Raw genomic sequence first — 22275 nt, 5'->3', positions numbered from 1 at the left:
ACCATGATCGTATTGTTTCAATCCACGCACCCGTGAAGGGTGCGACCGGGACCGCTCATATTTATACACATCGTTTTCTAGTTTCAATCCACGCACCCGTGAAGGGTGCGACTGCCGACTGCGGTTGCCAGTGGTGGGATGATTCCGTTTCAATCCACGCACCCGTGAAGGGTGCGACATGTAGATCCGCTCGGTGATGTGCTGCAAGTGGCTGTTTCAATCCACGCACCCGTGAAGGGTGCGACTCGCCCTCTCCAGGTATTTTCCGCACACAGAGAAGTTTCAATCCACGCACCCGTGAAGGGTGCGACCCGGCCTTCCTGGCCTCCCGAAACATGGAGTTGGTGTTTCAATCCACGCACCCGTGAAGGGTGCGACGAGGATTTCCTTTACAATGTCGGCGCGATAATAGTTTCAATCCACGCACCCGTGAAGGGTGCGACTAGGTGCCATTGCTGGGGAAATCGAGCTGCACGTTTCAATCCACGCACCCGTGAAGGGTGCGACCAAACTGGTCAAACGCCTGCTGGCCGAATACCCTGTTTCAATCCACGCACCCGTGAAGGGTGCGACATTGACCAAACCCTTTCTCCCTATTTTTTGATGTTTCAATCCACGCACCCGTGAAGGGTGCGACGGGAGGGGCTGGTGGACAAGCAATCCGACGTCAGAGTTTCAATCCACGCACCCGTGAAGGGTGCGACGATATTCTGAGGTCCGGTGGAAGGTCCAGGTCAAGTTTCAATCCACGCACCCGTGAAGGGTGCGACTGACCAAGCGCAAGCCCAAGAGGGGGCCGGGAGGGTTTCAATCCACGCACCCGTGAAGGGTGCGACGTCGACGAGGAGATCCAGCCCTCCTGGGAGATCGTGTTTCAATCCACGCACCCGTGAAGGGTGCGACGCGCCCGCCCTCTCAACGTTAAATACCTCCCCCGGGTTTCAATCCACGCACCCGTGAAGGGTGCGACCTGGCACGACCTCGGATATGCTTACAGGGTGGCGTTTCAATCCACGCACCCGTGAAGGGTGCGACGAGATCATGGCACAGATAGGAAAGGTCTACGTCGGGTTTCAATCCACGCACCCGTGAAGGGTGCGACAGCGTGCCGTCTGGATGGGGCAAGACCGCGATACGGTTTCAATCCACGCACCCGTGAAGGGTGCGACGCCACCTCCACCGGGCCCTGGCCGAGAGCGACGGTTTCAATCCACGCACCCGTGAAGGGTGCGACATCGATGCCCTGGCGGGGATGCTTCGCTTTATTGGTTTCAATCCACGCACCCGTGAAGGGTGCGACACCTTATCTCGGACCTGCTGTTCCCGAGCATACAGTTTCAATCCACGCACCCGTGAAGGGTGCGACCGCAGAGACAAAGGCTAAAATCGAGGCAATGGATGTTTCAATCCACGCACCCGTGAAGGGTGCGACACTATCATCCGGCGAGCCTATCACAGAGACGAAAGTTTCAATCCACGCACCCGTGAAGGGTGCGACTCGGCGCGTTCCCGGCGTTGCCGACTAAGGCCGAGTTTCAATCCACGCACCCGTGAAGGGTGCGACAGCTGATGGAGTTTACACAGCAGCTAAAGACGGCGTTTCAATCCACGCACCCGTGAAGGGTGCGACTCCAGGCCCTCCCTCAAGAGGACGGAGCCGTAGTGTTTCAATCCACGCACCCGTGAAGGGTGCGACGGTCAGGTACAGGTTACGCGTCACTGGTGAGGAGTTTCAATCCACGCACCCGTGAAGGGTGCGACCCTTGACTCCCTTCACCCCGAGGTCCCGCTGGCGGTTTCAATCCACGCACCCGTGAAGGGTGCGACACCAAACGTTCGCGCCCTGGCCCTTCCCCTTCACGTTTCAATCCACGCACCCGTGAAGGGTGCGACTGGTCGCGCGGTCGGCATGCTACAAATCATGCACGTTTCAATCCACGCACCCGTGAAGGGTGCGACGTGCTGCCACCAGGGCAGCCAGGGCCCAGGTAACGGTTTCAATCCACGCACCCGTGAAGGGTGCGACATGGTTGCGTCGAGCGTATGATCCTCGGTGACGTTTCAATCCACGCACCCGTGAAGGGTGCGACCGTTCACCCTCGCCGGCCAGCCGGACTTCCCGAGGTTTCAATCCACGCACCCGTGAAGGGTGCGACAATTTCTACATCCCCGTCTGGGTCTCCACCACCACGGACGAGGTTTCAATCCACGCACCCGTGAAGGGTGCGACCGCAAATACATGACTCATAATGTTGCATCTGGGATTAAATGTTGTCAGGTTTAGTAATATCTACATATTTCAATTAAAATATCCCTTTAGCGGAAAGTAAATAAACTACCTCCAAATTTTTCCTGCGAAGGCCACGGGGATTCTATGTTCGCTAGGGGTTCGCACAGTTACGCTATTAAAGTGCCTTCGGGGTCGTACCCTTTCTTAGTACCGTAGTGCTCAACCCGCCTTTGCCAATTGTCACCTAAGAAATAGAACCGTAGACTGTCCCTGTCCTCATCCACTATGTCACACAATGCTTGTTTCAGATTAAAAAATTGAACAGGATCTATCAAGCATTCGAATACTGAATTTTGAACCCTTTGTCCATAATCTTTGCATTCTTTGGCGACCTGCCTAAGCCTTCTTTGCCCCTCGGGCGTTTCCGTATTCACGTCGTACGTCACTAGGACCATCATTATTATGCCTCAGCTCATGAAATAGGGTGGATATCCATCGAGGTCCCCTCGCAGATAGCGGGACATCAGCAATGCCTGCGTGTAGGGGATGAGGCCGATAGGTATCGTCTCGTTCAGATATGGATGCGTAACCTCCTCTTGCTTGCGCTTCTGCCAAGAGCTCAGGACCGCTTTCCTCCCTACATCTGTCAACATGACCCCGCCATCCTCTTTTTGATAGAAGTCGTCCTTCTCGATCTGCTGAAGATTAATCAATGTCAAGGCGTGGCGGTCGGCCAGGAACGGCCTCAGTTCCTCCATCACATCCAGTGCCAGCCCTGCTCTGCCCGGCCGGTCCGTGTGAAAGAAGCCGACATATGGATCCAGGCCCACTGACTCCAGAGCTGATTGGACGTCATGGGCCAATAAGACGTAGAGGAACGATAGCAGAGCGTTCATGTTGTCTAGCGGAGGCCGCCTGTTGCGGTCGAACATGAAGAAATCGATTTTCTGCCGGAGAATGAGCTCGTCAAATGCGTCAAAATATGCCCTGGCACAGTTGCCCTCGATGCCGCGCAGGCTGTCGATGTCGTCGCAATCGCTGATCTTCTCCAGATCCTCGAGAAGATACGAGTCTGCTCTTCGGATCTTGCTGCTGGAGATAGTGGCGCCGTGGTCCCGGATGCCTCTGTTGAGAACGTTCCTGCAATTAACAATCTTGCCGATCATGAAGGATTTCGCTATCTGAAGCGAAGCCGAATTATCATCTGCGACCCTGTATTGGGTGCGCCTCAGCAGAACATTGCCGCGTGTTTCTCCGTTCACTCTCGCGAGGAATTTTCCGTGCGGCGTCAGGAAAGACAGTCCGACATTATTGTCAGAGCAGAGCTGCATCAGCTGTGGGCTGGCGCCCATGTATCCGAAGCAAACTACGTTCTCGAGGTTGTGGATCGGTATCCGGAATACTTCCTTGCCGTCCGTTTTTACGACGACGTTCTCCCCGTCCTTCGAAAGATACGAGTCGGGTGTGGTCACATAGAGAGTATTGAGTAGTTTTCTCACATTCACTCCTCGCTGGAACTTGATCGTGCCGACATGACAGCAAGACCGATTATCGGCCCTCCCTGTTCACGGCATCCCTGACATGTTTGGAGATGTATTTATCGACCAAAATTTTTTTCTTCGTGAGCGTAGGAATGCAGAGGTTCATCAGAGAGCATGACCTGCAGGGCTTGCCCTTCTCTGCGGGCGGGGTGATCCCTTTCTTGAAAAGGTCATGCATTTCCATAGATAGCGTGAACACGAGATGCCTGAGTTCGTCCGTCAGTTCGACAGACGTTCTCCTTCTGATCTCATGGTAGTAGAAATCCGCCCTTTTGATTTGAGTGTTGAGCATTTCTTCCAGGCAAATCGCCTGCGCGCAGAGCTGCACCTCATCCCACGCGTAAACTTTAGGCTTACCTCTCTTGTATTCGACAGGTTTTGGCAGCCATAGGCCCTCTCGATCCGGAAGTTTGATTCCATTGTCCGATGAAGAATATTCGACAACATCGGCAATGCCCTGAAGCCCCAGTGAATAAGAGATTACCGGAACGGATCTTGATATGAGCGTTTCGCCCCGGGATTCGTCGAAGAAGGGGTCATCGGCCCTTCGGTGAATATGATGCCCTTCTGCCGTTCTGAGATCATCGGCCCACTGGCGTTCGACGTGGATGAGTCCCCATTGGCGCTTACAAAAGGAAAAGTGCTGTATGCCAGACAGGGACAAAAGTTCCTCGTCGGCATACCGCACTTCGTTACAGCTTTTCAATTAATTCAACACCTTTCGGCAGGTCTCTGTCGATCGTTATCGAATAGTCTTCGAACGATCTTGGGGGCAATTCACTAGGCTGTCGCTTCGTTTGGACCTTTCCGAACAAAATATGAGATTGGCAACATCCGAGTTCATTTTCATGTTTGAACACGATCAACTTCCTAGCAGCCATTTTTCCACGAGAAGCGGAGTGATCATGCTCAAACATGTTGACCAGGCTATCCCATAGCAGTATGAGATCATCCTCGCTGAAGCCAGTGGTCTTCTTGGCCAGATTTGCAGATATATATCCTTCAGCACGGTAGAGTCCGTAGGGAACGACCTGCTTCTTGCCCATGGTTTGACCGGCATCAGCGTCTTTCTCGTTGGTGACTGCACGACGTGTGATAGTCACTTCCTGCTGGAATATGGGGTCCATACTCCGAGCGAAACTCAGCTGCACTGGGCCTCGAACTTGGCCACAGTTCACCCCTGTAGTCATGACTGCACCGAACGTCCTGATGTCAAAGAAGTTTTGGCACATGAACTGGACTAATTTAGCCTCGACATCCGGCTTTTGCCTCTTATCGGTGGGTTCCAGCCCATTTGCGACATACGCTTTCTTGTTCTGATCGTTCAAAACGACCCCAGATTTTACATAGATATTGTACCCCTCTTGGCCGTCCTTAACAAGGTCCACGTAATCACGTATCTTCCGCTTTAGACAGACGTCAGTCACTATCCCGTGCCCAGTCTGCGGATCGACCCTTGGCATATTGCCCATATCCGGGTCTCCGTTGGGATTTCCGTTCTCTACGTCAAACAACAAGATAAATTCATAGCGGTTTCTGATAGGTTCGTTCATGCGCTCTCCTCCTTCTCCCCGTTGCTCCCTTTCTTCTTATATAGCTCCTTTTGTTGGTGATAATATCCGATCATGAACATTCCCTGGTCCTCAAGATTGAGGTATTTGGGAAAGTGATCGATCCCAGACATTATTTCTTCGATAGATTGGCTCGTTTTTACTCCCCAATCTGATTTTGAGATGTGGTGCTGGGCAAGTTTCAGAAGTGCAGGAAACACAACAGACGGTGTCGTCGACGCACTACTGAAATATTTGCTATTTATCCCGCTCTTCGCTCCATTGATGGCATCCTTCTGTGCCTTCTCCAGTACTGCAAATAATCTCCCCAATCGGTATGGGATGTTCAAGCTCTCTTCGTTCAGACCCACAGTAATCCAGCCCTCCTTACCTTTCGTTTTCTGCATTTGGGACCTTACTAGGTATGCTTTTAGAAATGCTGCCCTAGCATAGTTGATGGTTCCATCCGTTTTTGCTCTGCTCAAGATGGCGGCGTACAACTCCAGCGGATAGGGGGAGTTATCCAATATCGCTCTCATCAGTGCCCCATCTAGCATTGGAGAGGAAGCTTTGTCTTTCGAGTTCTTGGGAACTGTCTCCTTCAGTATTCTATAGATTGGGACGAACGGGGGATCCCTCTCACCCCGAAATATTTCCATGTCAAGATGGTGCTGCGCCAATCTTTCGATGAAATGACCCACGCTATCTTGATACCAAAATCGCACCGATAGTCTACTAGCATTGGGCGAGAGGGCAAGCATATAAAAATTCGTCTTCTCAGAATCCACGCCCAATTCGGTTTGTGAAAGCGGCATTCCAACCTTTACCTTGTTCAAAATGTCCCCAATAAGTTGGACGGTTTTTGGATCCACTTTCGAAACAAATTCGTCACTATCGTCTTTTCCGCCGCTCCCCTTCAAGTTTGGAGGATTTAACAAAAAGGTTGCTAGATCCAGATATTGATCGTCTTTTGTTTCTGCCCAAAAAACTATTGTCGTGTTTCCTAGTTGAATCTTATTTTTACTATCTCTATCAAGCAGATGATTTAAAACTGAAGTGTATTTTACTGCCGAAGAATTGCCAATAGGGGCATTAAAATTCTGTCTCTTCCCATATGAGCAGAATGCATCATCGTTAAAACTTACTATTGATGCACCAGAAGGTTGAGCCCCATATACGCCCTTAATCTTGGGATGCAATCTTGAGATTGGCTCCACCTGTCCAGTCACAAGGCATTGTTGCACTAAGAGATTATTTCCGACTTCTTCGTTTGATCCCGAATCGTTGGCCAGTTTTTGCCTGATTTCAGGATGCTCATGAAGAAATCGTCCCCCGAATTCGAATATTAGATTTCCACCAGCAAGAATATCATCTCTGTACTGAGCTATTTTAGGATGACTATTGAACCCGTTTGGGTCCCATGAATCCAAGAATGTCAGGAGGGAGCGAGTAGCATCGAGATCTAAATCATCAAAAAGAGCATGATGTAGAGACTTGAACTCTTTGAAACACTTTAGAGTGCGGGGCGTCACATTGTTTATTTTGGTTTCATCTCCTTCTTCGTAGGGGGAATTATGAGATTCGCTTTTTGACCCTCTCTTTTTTGCATCCTCTTTCTTTCCCTCGACCCCAAAAATGTACTTTGAATTATCGCACAGAATGTAGGGAGCGACACCGCTACTCCGTACCTTCTGAAAGGGAACTGGCATCTGTCTAGGTATCGGCTTTTTCCCATCGGTCCGAAGGTCGATGATATTCGTTAAGTGCCCATCGGCGGATAGCACCAATACAAACGAGACACCAGCAACGCTGTAGCCAGATTCTGGTAAGGCCACTTGATCATCATTTTTTAGTATGTCATGGTATCGACAGAGTGCCTGGAGGATCATGAGAATGTTCCCTCCTCCCGACACTTTTGAACGTCGATTATTCCATCCTTCATCTGTGCCCGGAAAAATATGGGTTTATTATCATTTGAAAAATCAATGTCCCAAAGCATAATCCCCAAATCTCTGGTACCATCCACTCTGCCATTGTAGTATGAGGCGGGCAACTCGCCCTCGATTAATTCGAATTGAGCGGAAAACTCTCTACATCCCAGGTATGGATGGTGGAAGCATTGCCCCTTCCTCATTCTTCGCAAGGCCATATTGTAATGCTTTTCGTCAGTTTCAGTCTCACCATTTGTCTCGGAGATGTCAAAGTGCGCATCTATGCAATAACATACGTCCCGCAGTAGCAAGGATGCTCTTTGCACCGTGTCTTCGCTTTTATCCTGATATAGGGAAACGTTTCCTTCCCTCATCGCCCTTTCCACTTTGACTGACGAAATCTTACCAGACCGTTCATTCCTCCGGATATTGTCAAATTTTATTGGATTCATTACGTGGATCTTGTCTACGTTCCATCGAATCGCCGGCTTCCAATAGATTGCTTCGAGGACTCCTCTAGCCGCTGAGGGGGTCATTACATCATAGCTTACCCGCTCCACCTTCATTTCTGGCCTAGTGAAGCAGGCGTAATCTCCCCAAACCATCAAACGAAATCCGTATCCTATGCTACCCACCCACTCAAACGAGCAGTAATGCATTTTCATAATTATTATATTTACTACTCAATAGACCGGTATCCGATGAATATTTCTTGAGGTCATTAAGCACGAAAAACCTATCACCAATTGTATCAATTGCATGCATGGCGGCCAGTTCTTTGAATTCGGGCTCAAAGATGCTTACGGTGTAACCCTGTAATTTTCGGGCATACTTCCAAGGGTATTGGGCCATATGCATCTCCTCAATAATTGACTGCACATTATAATCATAAGGAATTACTACCTCCCTTGTTCCCTTCTCAACTATTGAGAAGAGATCGTTTACATCCTCAAAGGGATATTCCAACGAGCGGCTTCGTTCTTCCAACAGCTTAAGGATCTTCTTTCGATCCCGCCCGTCTTCCCCTTCGTGATAGTATAGCGCATGAAAAAACATCTCAATATTTTCCAGAGATAATGGTTCGTTCCCATTTCCAAGTATCATCTCCCCCAATTCAGCGGTTCGTCTTTGCCATGACGTCGCTTGGCCATGTTTTTCACTTGAACGGAATACATTCACACGCCCTGATTGCAACTTACCTTCTCGATTACATCTTCCAGCTGCCTGTGCGATGGAATCGAGGCCGGACATGGCCCTAAACACGGTTGGGAAGTCGATGTCCACTCCGGCTTCAATTAGCTGGGTGGAGATTACTCGGCACGGTTCGCCCTTCTTATCGAGAATTTTCCTGATCACATCCAACTTTTGCCTACGATGCACCGGGCACATTCGAGCACTGAGATGAAAGATGTTTTTCGTGTCCGAGAGGGAATCATAGAGCGCTTTGGCATGATTCCTCGTATTGATGATGCAGAGGACCTTATCCTCATTTCTTAGGGCGGCCGATAATTCTTCGTCATTTATCACTCCAAAATTCTTAAATTCTACCCGTTTGAAGGCTTCGTAGAGCTCCTTTGGCGACTCGATTATCTCCCTGGGCATTTCGTCGCCACGCAACAGTTCACTGAATTTTGGTTGTGTTGCTGTGCACATCACTATCGATGAACCATAGTTGCGGACCAATTCTGTTACAGCGGCCAGACATGGTGAAAGATACTGTATTGGCAACATTTGCGCTTCGTCAAAAATGATGACACTTTTTGAAATGTTGTGAATTTTCCGGCAGCGTGAACGTTTGTTGGAGAACAAAGACTCGAAGAACTGCACATTGGTGGTCACAATGATCGGTGCATCCCAATTCTCGGTCGAGAACATTATTGAATTATAGCTGGGATTGTCGCTTTCGTCTTCGGATGCCCATGGGTCGAAATTGCTATGATGTTCTAGAACATTCTTCTCTCCAAATATCTCCTTGAATATGGCGGCAGTTTGCTCAATAATATTTGTGTAAGGTATCACGTAAATTATTCTTTTGAGACCATATTTCTTGACTTGTTCCAAGGCAAAAGCCATAGATGAGAGCGTCTTTCCGCCGCCAGTCGGGACCGTGAGCGTAAATAAACGAGGCCGTTCGGACCCCTTACTTTTGCACTGATCAAAAATATCATTCCTATAATTATTGATTATATTCCCATCGGAGCCGGTCCTTTTCGAAGCCATGTGCCTATCGAACTTGTTGCTTAATACGATGAAATCGTCGTAATTTCCTCGTTGCACGGCTTTTTCAGGGTTACAAAATCGCTCCGTATCTAACGAATCAGCATCGATAAGGCAAGAAAAGAGCATACGAATGAAAAAAGATATAGAAAAACCAGCAGAGCCGTTGCCCGGTTTGATGCTGGGGATTACTCCGGTGAGATCTGGTAGTGATATCTCATCAATGTATCCCCCATAGTCTGGTAACTTTCGATGGATAAGCCGTTGTTCGAGGCCAGATTGTACAGAGCCAAAGTTTGCTAGGCCAGCGTGATGTCCTGCCACAATATACTCAAGGACTCTGCTCTGCGAAGCCGGATATTTTTGCCTTGACACAATTGCACCCGCAGTTGAATGGTCGACTCGTATTTTTGCCCCATCAAGTAAGCTCTGAAATTCTGAAGAATATTTGCCTATGTCATGTAACATGCCCGAAGCATAGGCAAATTTTCCTCCTTCAAAATCGTCCGCAAATTTTGAAGCGAGTTCTGCCACATTTGTAAGATGAGTTGCCAATGGTTGCCAAGTAGATTTATCCCTGGATTCATTAGAGTGGGCGTAGTAATTATGAGAGGACATGCGCATAATATCATCAATTGGGGTTATCTAACTATCTGGCTAAATTTATTGATTCTCATTACTTTTATTCAGACTATGGGACTTATTCATCTTGTAAGGGGAAAACATTTCCAAACTCGCATTTCAACATGCGTGGATTGAAACATACTGTCCCTGAAATGTATCTCACCCAGGCGGCGTCGCACCCTTCACGGGTGCGTGGATTGAAACCCTCACGCCGATGTCTCCCAGCCTGTGGAGTACTGTCGCACCCTTCACGGGTGCGTGGATTGAAAGTTACTTGTGTGTTTGCTCTCAGGGATGACACGATGTGAGAATTATCTAATCATCAACAGTATGCCTCACAGTCATTTTATGCAATGTTGTGCCGTGTTGACTAATTACGCCAGCAGCAGCCGATTGTACGCCACTACCTTTCTCAGCGCCTCCTTCATCATGAGGTCCTCCCTTCTCGAACGAAGCGACTCGTCCAGCATACTCTTAATCGATCGAACATTCCTTCCGCCGACCATCGATGACCGTATCGCTTAACGTAGCGCCAATACTCCTCGCCGAGAAGATCGCGCTCTTGCACGGCCAGCGGCCTGCCCGACGTGCCGCCATTGCGCTTCATGTTGGCGTTCTTTCTCATTCGTATCACCGACTCGATACCTCTCTTCCTCAAGAAGTCGAAGTTCTCCCTGGTGCCGTAAGCGCCGTCGGCCAGCACTCGACGATGCGTCCGTCCAGACGCTCCTCCGCCTGCTTAGCCAGTCCAGGAAGCTGAGCGGCGTCGCCCTTTCTGGTGCCAGTAGCGGTGGCCGCCGCCACCTCTCCCGTGGCCACGTCCACGGCGGCATGCAGCTTGACGAAGCCGCGAGGAACGCGGTACTTGTGAGCTATCCATTCGCCCCGAGGTGAGATTGACAGACCGGTCGAATCGACGGGCAGCACGTGCTCCTCCGCCTCCGGGACGACGAGCTCGTCAGGATCATCCTCAGTTTCGCGCCTTCACAGCGTGGTGTAGTCCGGCGCCTCGAAACCAAGCATCCACCTAGTACTCGCAGTAATTCCTCAGCGGCTCGGAACGTGAGGCGCTAGACATCACGGGCGAACGTCACGAAGCCGATGAACGAGCGAGGATACTCGAATGGACGTCCCTTCTTGTTCGAGTTCATGTCGTCCAGCTCGATCTTCCACGAGATGAGGAACGAGTACCGCGCACACTCGCTCCGACCCAGCGCCGCCGGCGACATGTTCTTGAGCATCCGGTTGACCGATTCCACCAGCGAACGGCGGCCGTACTTCAGCTCGTCGAACATCTTGAGCTGACGGCGGCGGTAGAAGCCCTGGTGATCCACAGCTTTCCTGTCGATCTTGCGCAGCGGTATGTGCGTTTCCGCGCCCAGCTCATGAACGACGTAGCGTCGGTTCACCTCCGAGTCGTAGCCCTTGTCCCCGATGACCGAGGCGATGCTCGCACCATGCTCGACCGCCTTAGATATCGCGGGGACCAGCTTGTCCTGGTCCGGCCCTGGACCTGGCGTGGCCAGCATGGCCAGCACCGTCATCGTCCGCGAGTCTATCACGCTCGTGAGCTTGACGTGGCGGCGTATCTTCCTAAGCTCGGTGCCCCGCGAGCCAGAACGCAGCAACATCGTCCTGATGTAGTAGTGTGAGGCGGAGCCAGATTGCATCCCGGTAGAGTCGATTATCACGTCCAGACGACCGCCGGCCACGCTCGAAGCGAGCGTGGCCAGGAGGCCGTCCAGCACGTGCGCCTCGAGGCGCAGCGAGAACTTGTGCAGCGTGGTGAAGTGAAGCGTCGACCGAAGACGCAGACGTTTATGCAGCGAGGTCATGATCTCGAACCAGTCGGCGAAGTCGCGGTACGACTTCACCAGCATCTGCCCGAGCACGGCTAGGCATAGCATTGATGCTGCGTGAACGAGTGCTTCGACCTGCTGCTCGAATACAGCGGCATACCGAGGCGTCCCGCTCCCTTCGCTATCTGATCGACCGCACGCATTATTTTGTTGCTGTGCAATATGTCACTCTTGGACACGAGACCATTCCGTCCCGGGGCCAGTTGTCTTCTGGAAGACGATGAACTGACCTCGGCGAGGTCATTTCGCGCCCGATATTACATCACCCTTTCGACGTCAGCCACGATGATCTCTACATGGCAGGCGGAGGGTAATCTCTATGTGTGGTGTGCTCCAACCGTGACACGTCTGGCATCTGGATTCACCAAGCCGACGCGCGACGGCACGGCGTAAAAACTATGCCAGACACTTTTTTCTATAATTATGCTCTGCCTTGCCCCTCTTCCTCACATTCGTATAGATTTATATGTGTAGACTGTATATAGTATACTAATAATGAAAGAAAGTCACGTCGCTGGTGGTGAAATCAAACGATGAGGCAGATTGTCATACCTAACGACAAAGTCACCTCTTTAAATGAGGTGGGGATTGAAAAATTATCAGTATGCTATGCCAGAACATTTTGCATCTGCCAGCACATCTGCCCTTTAGCTAAGCACTCGTCCGAAGGGCAGGACCAGGCACTTTCGGGAAAAAATAAAGAAACACATAGGTATGCGTTGGATGAAAAGATTGAGAAATGTTATGAAGAAGACAAAGTCCGGTGCTTATTGCATGCGTTAGACACCGTACCGCCGCCATCAGGCTGGAATGAGAGCAATGGTCACAGTCACAAGAAGGTCTTTGATTGGAAGGCGCTGACCGTCATTCTGACGCTGATGCTCAGGAGAGGATTCACATTTGAGGAAATGTCCGCTCACCTTGAGCACGATAGGTGGTTACTTGGGATTCTGAGACTTCCGAAGGCGCCAGCGAAGAGCACACTTCAGAGGGCGCGTAAGCTCATTCCCAACAATTGGTTGAATGAGGTCAACCGTGCTGTGTTACGGGAAAAATCCAGATGTGATATGGATGGCCTATCAAATCTAGTTGAATCGTTAGATTGAAGCGAGAGATCTCCAATAACAAATTTACGCCTTTCCCGAGCAGTAGAGATTCTAGGATAAGGCTTTGCTAAACGGCCCCGTTTCCAATCGGGTCGATTGTGCCCATGGCTTGTTCACATTGTTGAGAAGTGCCCTGGCATTTGGAGAATGGCTTAAATAAAGCCCCCTCATTCCAAGGGTCATGTCCTCCGATCTCGCTTCAGAATTTCAATTAGAATATTTCAAGGAAAACAACTTTCACCGCCAGATATGCCCCAAATGTGGTAGGGCCTTCTGGTCTCAGGGCATCTGGCCCAGTTGTGGTGAGTCCCCCTGCGAAGAGTACTCATTCATCAATAACTCTCCAATTAAGAAGCCATATTCCAACCACGAAATGCGGGAGGAATATCTCAGCTTTTTCGAGGAGCATGGCCATGGGAGGGTCAGAAGGTACCCGATAGTTGCCAGATGGCGCGATGATGTGTTTTTTACACAAGCGTCCATATATGATTTTCAACCCTGGGTCATCTCAGGTGTGATCGAACCACCACACAATCCATTGACAATATCGCAAACGTGTGTCCGTTTTAATGATGTGGACAATGTCGGCCGAACAGGCCGCCATTATACATTTTTCGAGATGCTGGCCCATCATGCTTTCAACCGGCCAGGCAAGGAGATCTACTTCAAGGACCGGACCGTCGAACTCTGCCACATGTTCTATACCGAGCGCCTTGGGGTCGACCCCAAGCTCATGAGGTATGTAGAGGAATGGTGGGAGGGTGGCGGCAACTCCGGGCCGTGCGTCGAGGTCATCCTGGAGGGCGTCGAGCTCGCTACGTTAGTATTTATGCAATACAGGGAGACCCCCCAGGGCCGCGTCCCTATGGATATGAAAGTGGTCGATACGGGATATGGCCTGGAGCGTGCCACTTGGGTCTCCCAGGGCACCCCGTCCGCCTATGAGGCCGTGTTCGGACCGGTGGTCAAGAAGATCCAGAGCGATCTGGGAATCATCCCTGACCCGCGCATTCTGGCAGAGTATTCTAAAGTCGCTGGTGCGATGAACATGAAGACCGCCAAGGACATCCGCGACCTCCGCCAGAGGACCGCCGATCGACTAGGCATATCGTTCGAGGAGCTTCTCAAGACCATAGGGCCGATGGAGGACATCTACATCATTTGCGACCATTCTCGTGCCCTGGCATTCATGATCAACGACGGCGTGGTGCCGTCGAACGTCAGAGAGGGCTACTTCGCCCGCATGCTGGTCCGCCGTGCCCTGCGCTCGATGCGCAGCCTAGATGTAAAATTCACCCTGGCGGATATTGTCGGCGAGCAGATCGACTACTTCAGCCCCTATTTCGAAGAACTGACGGAAAACCGTGCGGATATAATGAACATAGTATCTGTCGAAGAGAAGAGATACTACGAGACCCTGGAGAGGGGCCGTTCCATCGTCCAGCGCATGACCCGGGACCTCAAGGGCAAACCGATAGCCACGGACCAATTGATCGAGCTCTACGACTCCCACGGCCTCAACCCCGAGATCGTCCAGGAGTTCAGCGACGTGCCCGTGGAAATCCCCGACAACTTCTACATACAGGTCGCCAAGCGCCACGAGTCCACCGAAGCGGTCGAGGAAGGCCCCAAAGGGGACGAGTGGCCGCTGGACATGCCGGAGACCGAGCTCGGCTACTATCAGGACCCTGAGAAAATGGTCTTCGAGGCCAAGGTCACCGCCGTCGTCAGCGGGGCCATCGTCCTGGACCGCACCTACTTTTACCCCGAGGGCGGGGGGCAGGAGGCGGACTATGGCGTCTTGGACGGGCATGAGGTCACCGACGTCCAGAAAGTGAGGAACACCGTCCTCCACTTCCTCAAGGGCAAGCACGGCATCAAGCCTGGTCAGACCGTCAAGGGGGCCATCAACGAGACCCGCCGCCGGCAGCTCATGAGGCACCACACCGCGGCGCACATCATAAACGGCTCCGCCCGGCGCATGTTCGGCAACCACATATGGCAGTCCGGCGCGCACAAGAGCGTGGACGAGGCCCGCCTCGATGTCACCCACTATGAGAACCTCTCTGACGAGCAGAGGAACGAGCTGGAGCGCCGCTGCAACGAGGTGGTCCTGGAGGACCATCCTGTGGAGATCAAGTTCATGCAGCGCGACGACGCGGAGGCCAAGTTCGGCTTCCGCCTGTACCAGGGCGGCGTGGTGCCGGGAAAGGTCATCAGGGTCGTGAACACCGTCGGCGTGGACGTGGAGGCGTGCGGCGGCCTCCACTGCGATCGCACCTCGCGCGTCGGCCCCATCAGGATCCTCCGCACCAAGCGCATACAGGACGGCGTGGTGCGCATCGAGTACTCCGCTGGCCTCGCGGCGGTGTCGGGGATGCAGGCCGACAAGGCCTGCGTGGACCTCCTCGCCGACCGCATGATGGTCACCAGGGAGACGGTCCTGCCCGCGGCCGAGAAGCTGCTGGCCGAGATGAGGGAGGACCGCAAGCGCCTGGAATCCCTGTCCGCCCGGCTCAACCAGATCGTTTCCGAGGCCCTGCTGTCCAAGGCGGAGCGGGCCGACAATGTTTCCATGGTGGTCCACCAGGCCGCCGAGGGCGAGGACCCCCAGGCCATCGCCCTGGCGCTGATATCTAACCCTGGCGTGGTGGCGGTGGTCGGCTCCGCCAACGGCTCCCCGAAGCTGTATGTTGCCCGGTCCAAGGACGTCGATCTCGACGCCCGCCCCATCCTCAAGAGCGTGATGGCGCTGGTCGGCGGCGGGGGCGGCGGCAAGCCCGACCTCGCCCAGGGCGGGGGCGGCGACCCGTCCAAGCTCCCCGCGGCGCTGGAGCAGGCCCCCCGGATCGTCCGCGAGGCCCTCGTCAAGCGTCAGGCCAAGTGAGGTCCTTCCGGCACTCATCCCAGACGCCCCCGGAAAGGGGGACCTGGGAGCACCCAGTTCCATCAGAAACCCTTAAATACGAACTTGGGTGTAGGGGGGATACTCCATAAACTATAAAGGTCATATGGATCAACTTAATCTGAATCTCATTTGGAGGTAGCAGTTTGGCTCAACCAGAAGGACAGGAAAAGCCCGAGAAGGCGGAGAAACCGCATAAGGAAAAGAAATCGGAGAAGAAGCCTCAGGCCCCTAAGGTCGAGGAGAAGAAGGTGGACGAGAACTTCCGCTACATCGTCCGCTTCCTGAACACTGATGTTGACGGCAACAAGTCCCTCATCATGGGCTTGCAGGCCGTGAAGGGCGTAGGCTCCCGTGTCGCCGCCGTAGTGGCCAAGAGGACCGGCGTCAGCCTTACTGAGAAGGTCGGCAATCTGTCCGAAGCGCAGACCGACGCCATCGAGAAGGTCCTTCTTGCATACCCCGAGTATGCGCCCCACTGGGCTGTCAACAGGCAGAGCGACTTCGAGACTGGCGAGGACATGCACATACTCGGCGTGGACCTCGGCATTGTCAACAAGGACGATATCAACAGATTGAAGATGATCCGCAGCTACAAAGGCGTAAGGCACGAACAGGGACAGAAAGTTCGCGGTCAGAGAACCCGGTCCAACGGAAGGACTGGCCTTACCATGGGCGTCAGCAGGCAGAAAGCTCAGCCTGGTGCGACCCCCGCTGCCGAGAAGAAGTAAGCGTTCCGGAACAACGTAAGGTGTTGAAATGGGAGATCCGAAGTTTCCGCGCAGGTCCTATGACACTCCTTCTCACCCCTGGAGAGGAGAAAGGATCAAGGCCGAGTCCGAGACCGTAAAGGCGTACGGACTGAAGAACAAGACCGAAGTATGGAAGGCCCAGGCCGTCCTCAGGAACCTGAGGAACCAGTCCAAGCTGCTCCAGGCCCGCGTTAGGCTTAACGACGAGCAGGCCAAACTGGAAGCCAGCCTCCTGTTGAAGAAGTGCGCCCGGCTGGGGCTCCTTCCCATGGAGGGAAGCACCCTGGACGATGTGCTCGGCCTTACATCCGAAGCCATACTGGACCGCAGGCTCCAGACCATAGTGCAGAGGAAGGGCCTGGCCGCCACCTACAAGCAGGCCCGCCAGTTCATCGTGCACGGCCATGTGGCCATCGACGGCCGCAAGGTCACCATACCTGGGTACATGGTCAAGAGGACCGAGGAGGACAAGATCGCCTTCAACACCCAGTCCCCCATATCCAACGAGCTTCACCCCCTGAGGGCGGCCCCCCAGAACGGCCAGAGGGCCCCCGAGGCCCCCGCCGAGCGGAAGGAAGTGCCTGAGAAGGTGGAGAAGGTCCTGAAGGCCACGGCCGAGGACGTCGTCGAGGACGTCGCCGCCGACCTGCCTGTCGAGGACGAGCCCAAGGAGGAGTGAACATGGGAAAGTGGGGCATAGCGCATATATTCGCCAGCTACAACAACATCATCATAACCCTGACCGACATCACCGGCGCCGAGACCATCACCAAGGCCACCGGCGGCATGGTGGTCAAGGCGGCCAAGGACGAGTCCTCTCCCTACGCTGCGATGAGGGCGGCCGAGAAGGTCGCTGAGATCGCCAAGGAGAAGGGGATCGAAGGCATTCACGTGAAGGTCCGCGCGCCCGGCGGGAACAAGGCTACCTCTCCCGGTCCCGGCGCCCAGGCCGCTATCCGTGCCCTCGCCCGTGCCGGCATGAAGATCGGTCGCATCGAGGACGTCACCCCCATACCGCACGACGGTACCAAGAAGAAGGGCGGCAGAAGGGGCCGGAGAGTCTGAGAGGCTGCATCATGGACCTGAAAGTCATCGATCTGACGGATAACCACGCGAAAATCATCATCTCGAACACCCGCCCGGACATGGCCAACGCCCTGCGGCGCTGCCTCATGACCGAGGTGCCCAAGATGGCCATCGAGACGGTGGAGTACCACCTCGGCCCCATCAGGGACGAGGACGGCATGGAGTTCGAGAGCGTAAGCCCGCTTTTCGATGAGATCATCGCCCACCGCCTGGGCCTGGTCCCGGTGCCCACCGACCCTGAGCTGTACACCTTCAAGGACAAGTGCAGCTGCGAGGGGGAGGGGTGCCCGTCCTGCACCATCATGTACTCCATCAACAAGAAGGGCCCCTGCGAGGTATACTCCGGGGACCTAGAGCCCCTGGGAGGCCAGGAGCTTAGGGTGAAGGACGAGCTGGTGCCCATCGTCAAGCTCGGTCCGGGGCAGGCGTTGCTCGCCTACGCCTCCGCGGAGCTGGGGACCGCCAAGCGCCACGCCAAGTGGCAGGTGACCTCCGGGGCGGGGTACCGTTACTATCCCAAGATCACCATCGACGCCGCCAAGTGCGACGGCGAGGGCAACTGTGCGGAGGTATGCCCCCGCGGCGTGCTCGCCAGCAAGGACGGCAAGCTCGTGATCGACAACCTGGAGGCCTGCATGCTGTGCAAGGCCTGCGAGGAAGAGTGCGAGTGCGGCGCCATCACGGTGGAGGGCGATGACACCAAGTTCCTCGTCGAGTTCGAGACCGACGGCTCGCTGTCGGCCCGCGACACCCTGAGGAAAGCGCTGCAGATCCTGGAGCAGAAGTTCGAGGAGTTCCGCGAGGGCGTCTCCGGACTGGAAGCCTAAACCGTTTCCCTGTCAAACCATTTCCAGCGTTTGTTTTTTCAGCCTGATATGTCGGTTCGTTCGTTGTTCGTCAAGACCTCAAGTGCATCATTGCCTCGCGGCGTTGCCCCGCTGCTGTCCCGAGTTCGTGCTGGCGGCACGCGATGGATAATGATGTAAGGCCCTTCATGACTGGATATCTCCACGAGCTGATAGCGGGCGGAACGCGTCACATGAAGTCGGAGAGCTTGCATTTCTTGACCTTGTCCGACTGGAACAGCGAGTTCATCGAATCCTCGATGAGCGTGATGCGCTGCTGGGTATACACGTCCAGATCGAACTTCTCGCTGATCTCCTTGGTGATCTCAAGGTACTTCTTGACGCTCTTCTCGTGCACCGTGAGGGTGAGGTTGTTCCCGCAGTAGCACTTGCCTATGAGCGGTATCCGGCGGTACTTGGCCCCGCACTTGGTGCAGCGGAGCGACTGGGATGAAAAGCTCTTCAGGTTGCCGATCATGTCTGGCAGGAAGTGCTTGGTGATGACGCGGTACACCACGTCCTTGGCGTCGACCGCGCGGATCTTCTTGGCCAGGTCGAGCTGGGCGTTCATTTTGTCGATCATCGTTTCCAAGGTCTTGTACGCCGACTCGACCGGCCCCTCGGATATGTCCCTGGTGTCGTGAGTGTACCCGAAGCCCTCGTATTGCAGCGCCGAGCCGATGCGGCCGGCCACCTGGTCCATGATCCCCTCGATCTCCTTGGGGTGCTTGTACTCCAGGCAGGCCTGGTAGAATTCCAGGGGGTACTCCCACCGGACGTCGATGTTGTGCGCTTCCTTGTCGATCTCGTTGGGGTCGAGCCTGGTGGTGAGGACCAGGGGCGCGTCCATCAGGCCGCCCCGGCGCTCCGGGAGGAACCCCCGGGAGAAGTTCAGGAGGCCGTCCATCAGCAGGATGACCGAGTCCTCGTCGCCGTCGGCGTTCCTCCTCTTGGCGGCGTGGAAGAAGGGGTGCCCGTAGCCCACGTTGGTCCGGGTGTACCCGATGATCCGGCACAGGATGCCGCCGGAGGTGTGCGGCGCCAGCCCGATGGTGAGCTCCCCGATGAGGTCGTCCCTGGTCTTGGCGTTGTAGAACCGGTCCAGGCCATAGATCTTCTCCAGGAGATCGTCGATGAAGTCGGCGACCTGCACCATGTAGTCGCCGCACGATATGGAGGGTATGATGTCCTGCACCCTCAGCTCGCATACCTGCTCGGGGTCCGTGAGCTCGTTGCCCTTGACGTCGCGGAGGTAGCCCATGGCCACGGCCTTCTCCACGCTCAGCCCGATCTCCCTCGGCCGGAAGTGCGTCACCGGCACGTCGGTCATGTCGAAGCGTATGGTGCCGTCCTTGAACACGTAAAGGTCGTGGACCGCCCGCAGCAGCCCCTTCTCCAGCGCCTCGGGGGTCTTGTTCTTGGAGATCATCCCCTGGACCCCCTTGATCTCCGGCGCCGTCGCCACCCCCGTCCGCTTCATGGCCGTTGCCAGCATGCCGTTGAGGTCGATGCGTTGCGTGGCCGGCCTCCCCACTGGCAGCGTGTGCGCTCCGCACTCCCTGCAGCTGCACAGGAAGGTGTTCTTGCCGCAGTCCGGGCACTGCCGTACCCCCATCTCCGCCTCCACCCTCGACTCCTCCGCGGCCGTGGACACCAGGCGCTGCATTCCGCCGCTTTGTCCCAGCGGGAACAGGGCGTGCGGGGGCGGCTTCATCTTCCGCTCCTTGGCCTTCTCCGGCCTCGCCATTCTCGAACCGATGCGGGTGACGGCCCGGGCGCGGACCTCGATGCCCAGGGCCCTCGACACCGCCCTCAGGGTGGCCGAGGCGAACGCCGGCTCCTCGGGGCAGCCGGGATCCTCCAGGACCGAAGCCTCGATGATCCCGGGGCCGTTATGGGAGAGGCCCAGTCCTTCCAGCAGGGGGAGGGCGTAGAGGTCCACGATGACCTCCTCCCCTTTGACCGTGTGCAGGGCGCCCAGGGACTCCAGGGTGCGCTTGGTAAGGGGCTCCTTCTTGAGCACGAGCTTCTCTTCCTTCCACGCCCCCGTGGCTAGGAGGTGCGCCCTCAGGGCGTTCAGCTCGTCGAGGGGGAGGTCGTACCAGAACAGGTTGTACTTCGGGTGCAGCGGAACGCCGTACTCGCGGCCGATCTCCTTGGCTCTCTGGTATGTCGGCGACTCCCAGTCCTCCGGCATGCCCTTGCCCTTGGAGCGCAGCTCCACCTTGTACCACTCCGGGGCGTACGCTCCCGGGGCGAGGATGTGATTATTCTCCATGAACTCGCCGTAGGGGAGGAGCACCTCGCCCAGGTCCACGATCTCGGAGATCTGGGGCCGGACCTCCTTGACCTCCTTCACCGTCTGCGCCTGCACCAGGTCCCCGTTCTTCAGCAGCAATATGGGGCCGTCGAGCATGTCGCAGGGCGTCACCGCCCCGGCCTTGCCGGGCCGCTCGATCTTTATCTGCGTGCCCACCGCCAGGAAGTCATCGAGGGCGAACATGGTGGCGGGGTTGATGGCCAGCGCGGCGAGCCCTGTAGTGCGGCCGCGCCCGTAGCGCAGCCTCAGGCCGCCCACGCGGGAGGGGTGCCCTATCACCGGCCGCCCGGCCACCATGTCCTTCAGGAACTTGGAGTCGGGCACGATCTTCTTGGTGGCCTTGGCCCCGTCCCCGGCCTCGTGCTTCTTCTTCCAGTCCAGGTACTCGTTGATGAACTCCCAGCCGTCGATGCCCAGCTTCTTGACGTGCTTCTGGATCTTGGGGGCCTTGAGGCACATGCCTTCCGCGATAACGAGGCACGCCCCGCCCCTGACCTTGTTCGTTTCAACTCGCGGCAGGTCCCGGAAGCCGGAGATCTCCATGTCCTCGGTGCCTTCGCCGTCCACGCACACCGGGCAGCTGCGGGTGATGATCTCGATCTCCTCGTCCCCCGGACAATACTGGAGGTGCTGGCACTGCTTGTACAGCGGTATCTCCTCGTGGAACCTCTGCACCTCGCTCTCGGTGGGGATGTACTTCCCGATGCCCAGCTCGCGCCTGACCACGTCGCCGATGAGCACGCTCAGCGCCTGTCCGGTACCCCCTGCCGCGCGGATCGGTCCTGCAAAGGATATGGCCAGGTAATCGGTCCCGTCCCCGTTGCGGCCGACCTTGCAGCCGGCGATGCCTTCGAGGGGAGCGACCAGAATGCCCTCCGTGAGCACGGCCAGGCCTACCCTGACGGCGCGGTCGATGGCGTCCTCCTTGGACTTGGCGGGCTGGGCGGCCATCTCCTTGGCGATGAGGAGCGAGACCTCTTCCCTGTTATTGTTCTTCGACAGCTCCCTGATGCGCTCCGCGACGCCCTCCACGTTCCAGGGTGCCAGGAGCTTCTCCACGCGGGAGGCCAGGTCCTCGGCCATCGGTATCTCTATGAATGTCTCGGGGTCCAGGCCCCGCCCCCTGGCCCGGCGGGCCACGCCGTAGCAGCGCTCCGTCTCTTTGAGGAGGCCATTGAAATAATCCTCCATGGCCTTGCTGCATGCTACCGGCAAATCATCGAGCCCCCTTCCGCGCCGCTCGTTGTTTAAGCGCGATGGGAAGATAAAAACGACGCTAGGAAGGACGTGAACATGGAATCTTCCCGGA

At 55.2% G+C, this 22275-nt stretch carries 17 protein-coding genes and 1 CRISPR repeat array (1 of these 18 only partly in view); of the genes, 6 read left to right on the top strand and 11 right to left on the bottom strand.

From position 1 onward, the window contains the following. Positions 1–2230: a CRISPR direct-repeat array (repeat unit 32 nt; unit sequence GTTTCAATCCACGCACCCGTGAAGGGTGCGAC) (it extends 5279 nt beyond the left edge of the window). Positions 2231–2397: 167 nt separating this feature from the next. The 10 genes from cas2 to WYS_RS06585 form a co-directional block, all read right to left on the bottom strand. Next, on the bottom strand, positions 2398–2688 hold the full coding sequence (cas2, locus tag WYS_RS16640) for a CRISPR-associated endonuclease Cas2 (RefSeq protein ID WP_019177390.1): 291 nt from the start codon (positions 2686–2688) through the stop codon (positions 2398–2400). A 9-nt stretch (positions 2689–2697) separates the two neighbouring features. After that, on the bottom strand, positions 2698–3729 hold the full coding sequence (gene cas1c, locus WYS_RS06625; RefSeq protein WP_026068881.1) for a type I-C CRISPR-associated endonuclease Cas1c: 1032 nt from the start codon (positions 3727–3729) through the stop codon (positions 2698–2700). A gap of 49 nt (positions 3730–3778) precedes the next feature. Continuing rightward, positions 3779–4459 (bottom strand): CRISPR-associated protein Cas4, encoded by a 681-nt coding sequence (gene cas4 / locus WYS_RS06620; RefSeq protein WP_019177388.1) that lies wholly within the window; start codon positions 4457–4459, stop codon positions 3779–3781. A gap of 4 nt (positions 4460–4463) precedes the next feature. Continuing rightward, on the bottom strand, positions 4464–5324 hold the full coding sequence (gene cas7c / locus WYS_RS06615) for a type I-C CRISPR-associated protein Cas7/Csd2 (RefSeq protein WP_026068880.1): 861 nt from the start codon (positions 5322–5324) through the stop codon (positions 4464–4466). After that, positions 5321–7210: a type I-C CRISPR-associated protein Cas8c/Csd1 gene (cas8c, locus tag WYS_RS06610; RefSeq protein ID WP_019177386.1), complete on the bottom strand. Its 1890-nt coding sequence runs from the start codon at positions 7208–7210 to the stop codon at positions 5321–5323. Before cas8c ends, cas7c begins: the two co-directional genes overlap by 4 nt. Next, positions 7207–7857: a type I-C CRISPR-associated protein Cas5c gene (gene cas5c, locus WYS_RS06605; protein WP_201798860.1), complete on the bottom strand. Its 651-nt coding sequence runs from the start codon at positions 7855–7857 to the stop codon at positions 7207–7209. The genes cas8c and cas5c overlap by 4 nt, the downstream gene beginning before the upstream one ends. 34 nt (positions 7858–7891) lie before the next feature. After that, positions 7892–10087 (bottom strand): CRISPR-associated helicase/endonuclease Cas3, encoded by a 2196-nt coding sequence (locus WYS_RS06600; protein ID WP_049796267.1) that lies wholly within the window; start codon positions 10085–10087, stop codon positions 7892–7894. Positions 10088–10520: 433 nt separating this feature from the next. After that, positions 10521–10796, bottom strand: coding sequence for a transposase (locus tag WYS_RS16635; RefSeq protein ID WP_081579874.1), 276 nt, complete (start codon positions 10794–10796; stop codon positions 10521–10523). Beyond that, positions 10748–11020, bottom strand: a complete 273-nt coding sequence (locus WYS_RS15980) for a hypothetical protein (RefSeq protein ID WP_026068877.1) — start codon at positions 11018–11020, stop codon at positions 10748–10750. The genes WYS_RS16635 and WYS_RS15980 overlap by 49 nt, the downstream gene beginning before the upstream one ends. A 143-nt stretch (positions 11021–11163) precedes the next feature. Next, a complete protein-coding gene (locus WYS_RS06585) occupies positions 11164–12000 on the bottom strand; it encodes a transposase (protein ID WP_081579873.1) in 837 nt (278 codons plus the stop codon). A 485-nt stretch (positions 12001–12485) separates the two neighbouring features. Here WYS_RS06585 and WYS_RS06580 point away from each other — a divergent pair, with 485 nt between their 5' ends. From WYS_RS06580 to WYS_RS06555, 6 genes are all read left to right on the top strand, one after another. After that, positions 12486–13058: a hypothetical protein gene (locus tag WYS_RS06580; protein ID WP_019177379.1), complete on the top strand. Its 573-nt coding sequence runs from the start codon at positions 12486–12488 to the stop codon at positions 13056–13058. Between the two features lie 181 nt (positions 13059–13239). Continuing rightward, positions 13240–15945: an alanine--tRNA ligase gene (gene alaS, locus WYS_RS06575; protein ID WP_026068876.1), complete on the top strand. Its 2706-nt coding sequence runs from the start codon at positions 13240–13242 to the stop codon at positions 15943–15945. Between the two features lie 164 nt (positions 15946–16109). Continuing rightward, the gene (locus tag WYS_RS06570; RefSeq protein ID WP_019177377.1) at positions 16110–16694 is read left to right on the top strand and encodes a 30S ribosomal protein S13; all 585 of its coding nucleotides are present in this window, start codon (positions 16110–16112) and stop codon (positions 16692–16694) included. A 28-nt stretch (positions 16695–16722) separates the two neighbouring features. Beyond that, entirely contained in the window at positions 16723–17394 is a 672-nt protein-coding gene (locus tag WYS_RS06565) for a 30S ribosomal protein S4 (RefSeq protein ID WP_019177376.1), read from the top strand. Between the two features lie 2 nt (positions 17395–17396). Beyond that, on the top strand, positions 17397–17780 hold the full coding sequence (locus tag WYS_RS06560; RefSeq protein ID WP_026068875.1) for a 30S ribosomal protein S11: 384 nt from the start codon (positions 17397–17399) through the stop codon (positions 17778–17780). Positions 17781–17791: 11 nt separating this feature from the next. Next, positions 17792–18628: a DNA-directed RNA polymerase subunit D gene (locus WYS_RS06555; protein WP_019177374.1), complete on the top strand. Its 837-nt coding sequence runs from the start codon at positions 17792–17794 to the stop codon at positions 18626–18628. Positions 18629–18836: 208 nt separating this feature from the next. Here the strand turns inward: WYS_RS06555 and WYS_RS06550 are convergent, their stop codons facing one another. Continuing rightward, the gene (locus WYS_RS06550) at positions 18837–22181 is read right to left on the bottom strand and encodes a DNA polymerase II large subunit (protein ID WP_026068874.1); all 3345 of its coding nucleotides are present in this window, start codon (positions 22179–22181) and stop codon (positions 18837–18839) included. Positions 22182–22275 lie beyond the last annotated feature (94 nt).

Source organism: Methanomassiliicoccus luminyensis B10 (assembly GCF_000308215.1).
Lineage (GTDB): Archaea > Thermoplasmatota > Thermoplasmata > Methanomassiliicoccales > Methanomassiliicoccaceae > Methanomassiliicoccus > Methanomassiliicoccus luminyensis.
The sequence above is the reverse complement of the archived record's forward strand: the minus strand, read 5'-3'. Positions and strand labels throughout refer to the sequence as shown.

What these genes read in the sequence shown, in the direction of transcription:
- WYS_RS06560 (WP_026068875.1), top strand. Translation starts at nt 17,397, where the DNA reads ATGGGAAAGTGGGGCATAGCGCATATATTCGCCAGCTACAACAACATC.
- WYS_RS06555 (WP_019177374.1), top strand. Translation starts at nt 17,792, where the DNA reads ATGGACCTGAAAGTCATCGATCTGACGGATAACCACGCGAAAATCATC.
- WYS_RS06565 (WP_019177376.1), top strand. Translation starts at nt 16,723, where the DNA reads ATGGGAGATCCGAAGTTTCCGCGCAGGTCCTATGACACTCCTTCTCAC.
- cas8c (WP_019177386.1), bottom strand. Translation starts at nt 7,210, where the DNA reads ATGATCCTCCAGGCACTCTGTCGATACCATGACATACTAAAAAATGAT.
- cas5c (WP_201798860.1), bottom strand. Translation starts at nt 7,857, where the DNA reads ATGGTTTGGGGAGATTACGCCTGCTTCACTAGGCCAGAAATGAAGGTG.
- cas7c (WP_026068880.1), bottom strand. Translation starts at nt 5,324, where the DNA reads ATGAACGAACCTATCAGAAACCGCTATGAATTTATCTTGTTGTTTGAC.
- alaS (WP_026068876.1), top strand. Translation starts at nt 13,240, where the DNA reads ATGTCCTCCGATCTCGCTTCAGAATTTCAATTAGAATATTTCAAGGAA.
- WYS_RS06600 (WP_049796267.1), bottom strand. Translation starts at nt 10,087, where the DNA reads ATGTCCTCTCATAATTACTACGCCCACTCTAATGAATCCAGGGATAAA.
- cas2 (WP_019177390.1), bottom strand. Translation starts at nt 2,688, where the DNA reads ATGATGGTCCTAGTGACGTACGACGTGAATACGGAAACGCCCGAGGGG.
- WYS_RS06585 (WP_081579873.1), bottom strand. Translation starts at nt 12,000, where the DNA reads ATGCTATGCCTAGCCGTGCTCGGGCAGATGCTGGTGAAGTCGTACCGC.
- WYS_RS06580 (WP_019177379.1), top strand. Translation starts at nt 12,486, where the DNA reads ATGAGGCAGATTGTCATACCTAACGACAAAGTCACCTCTTTAAATGAG.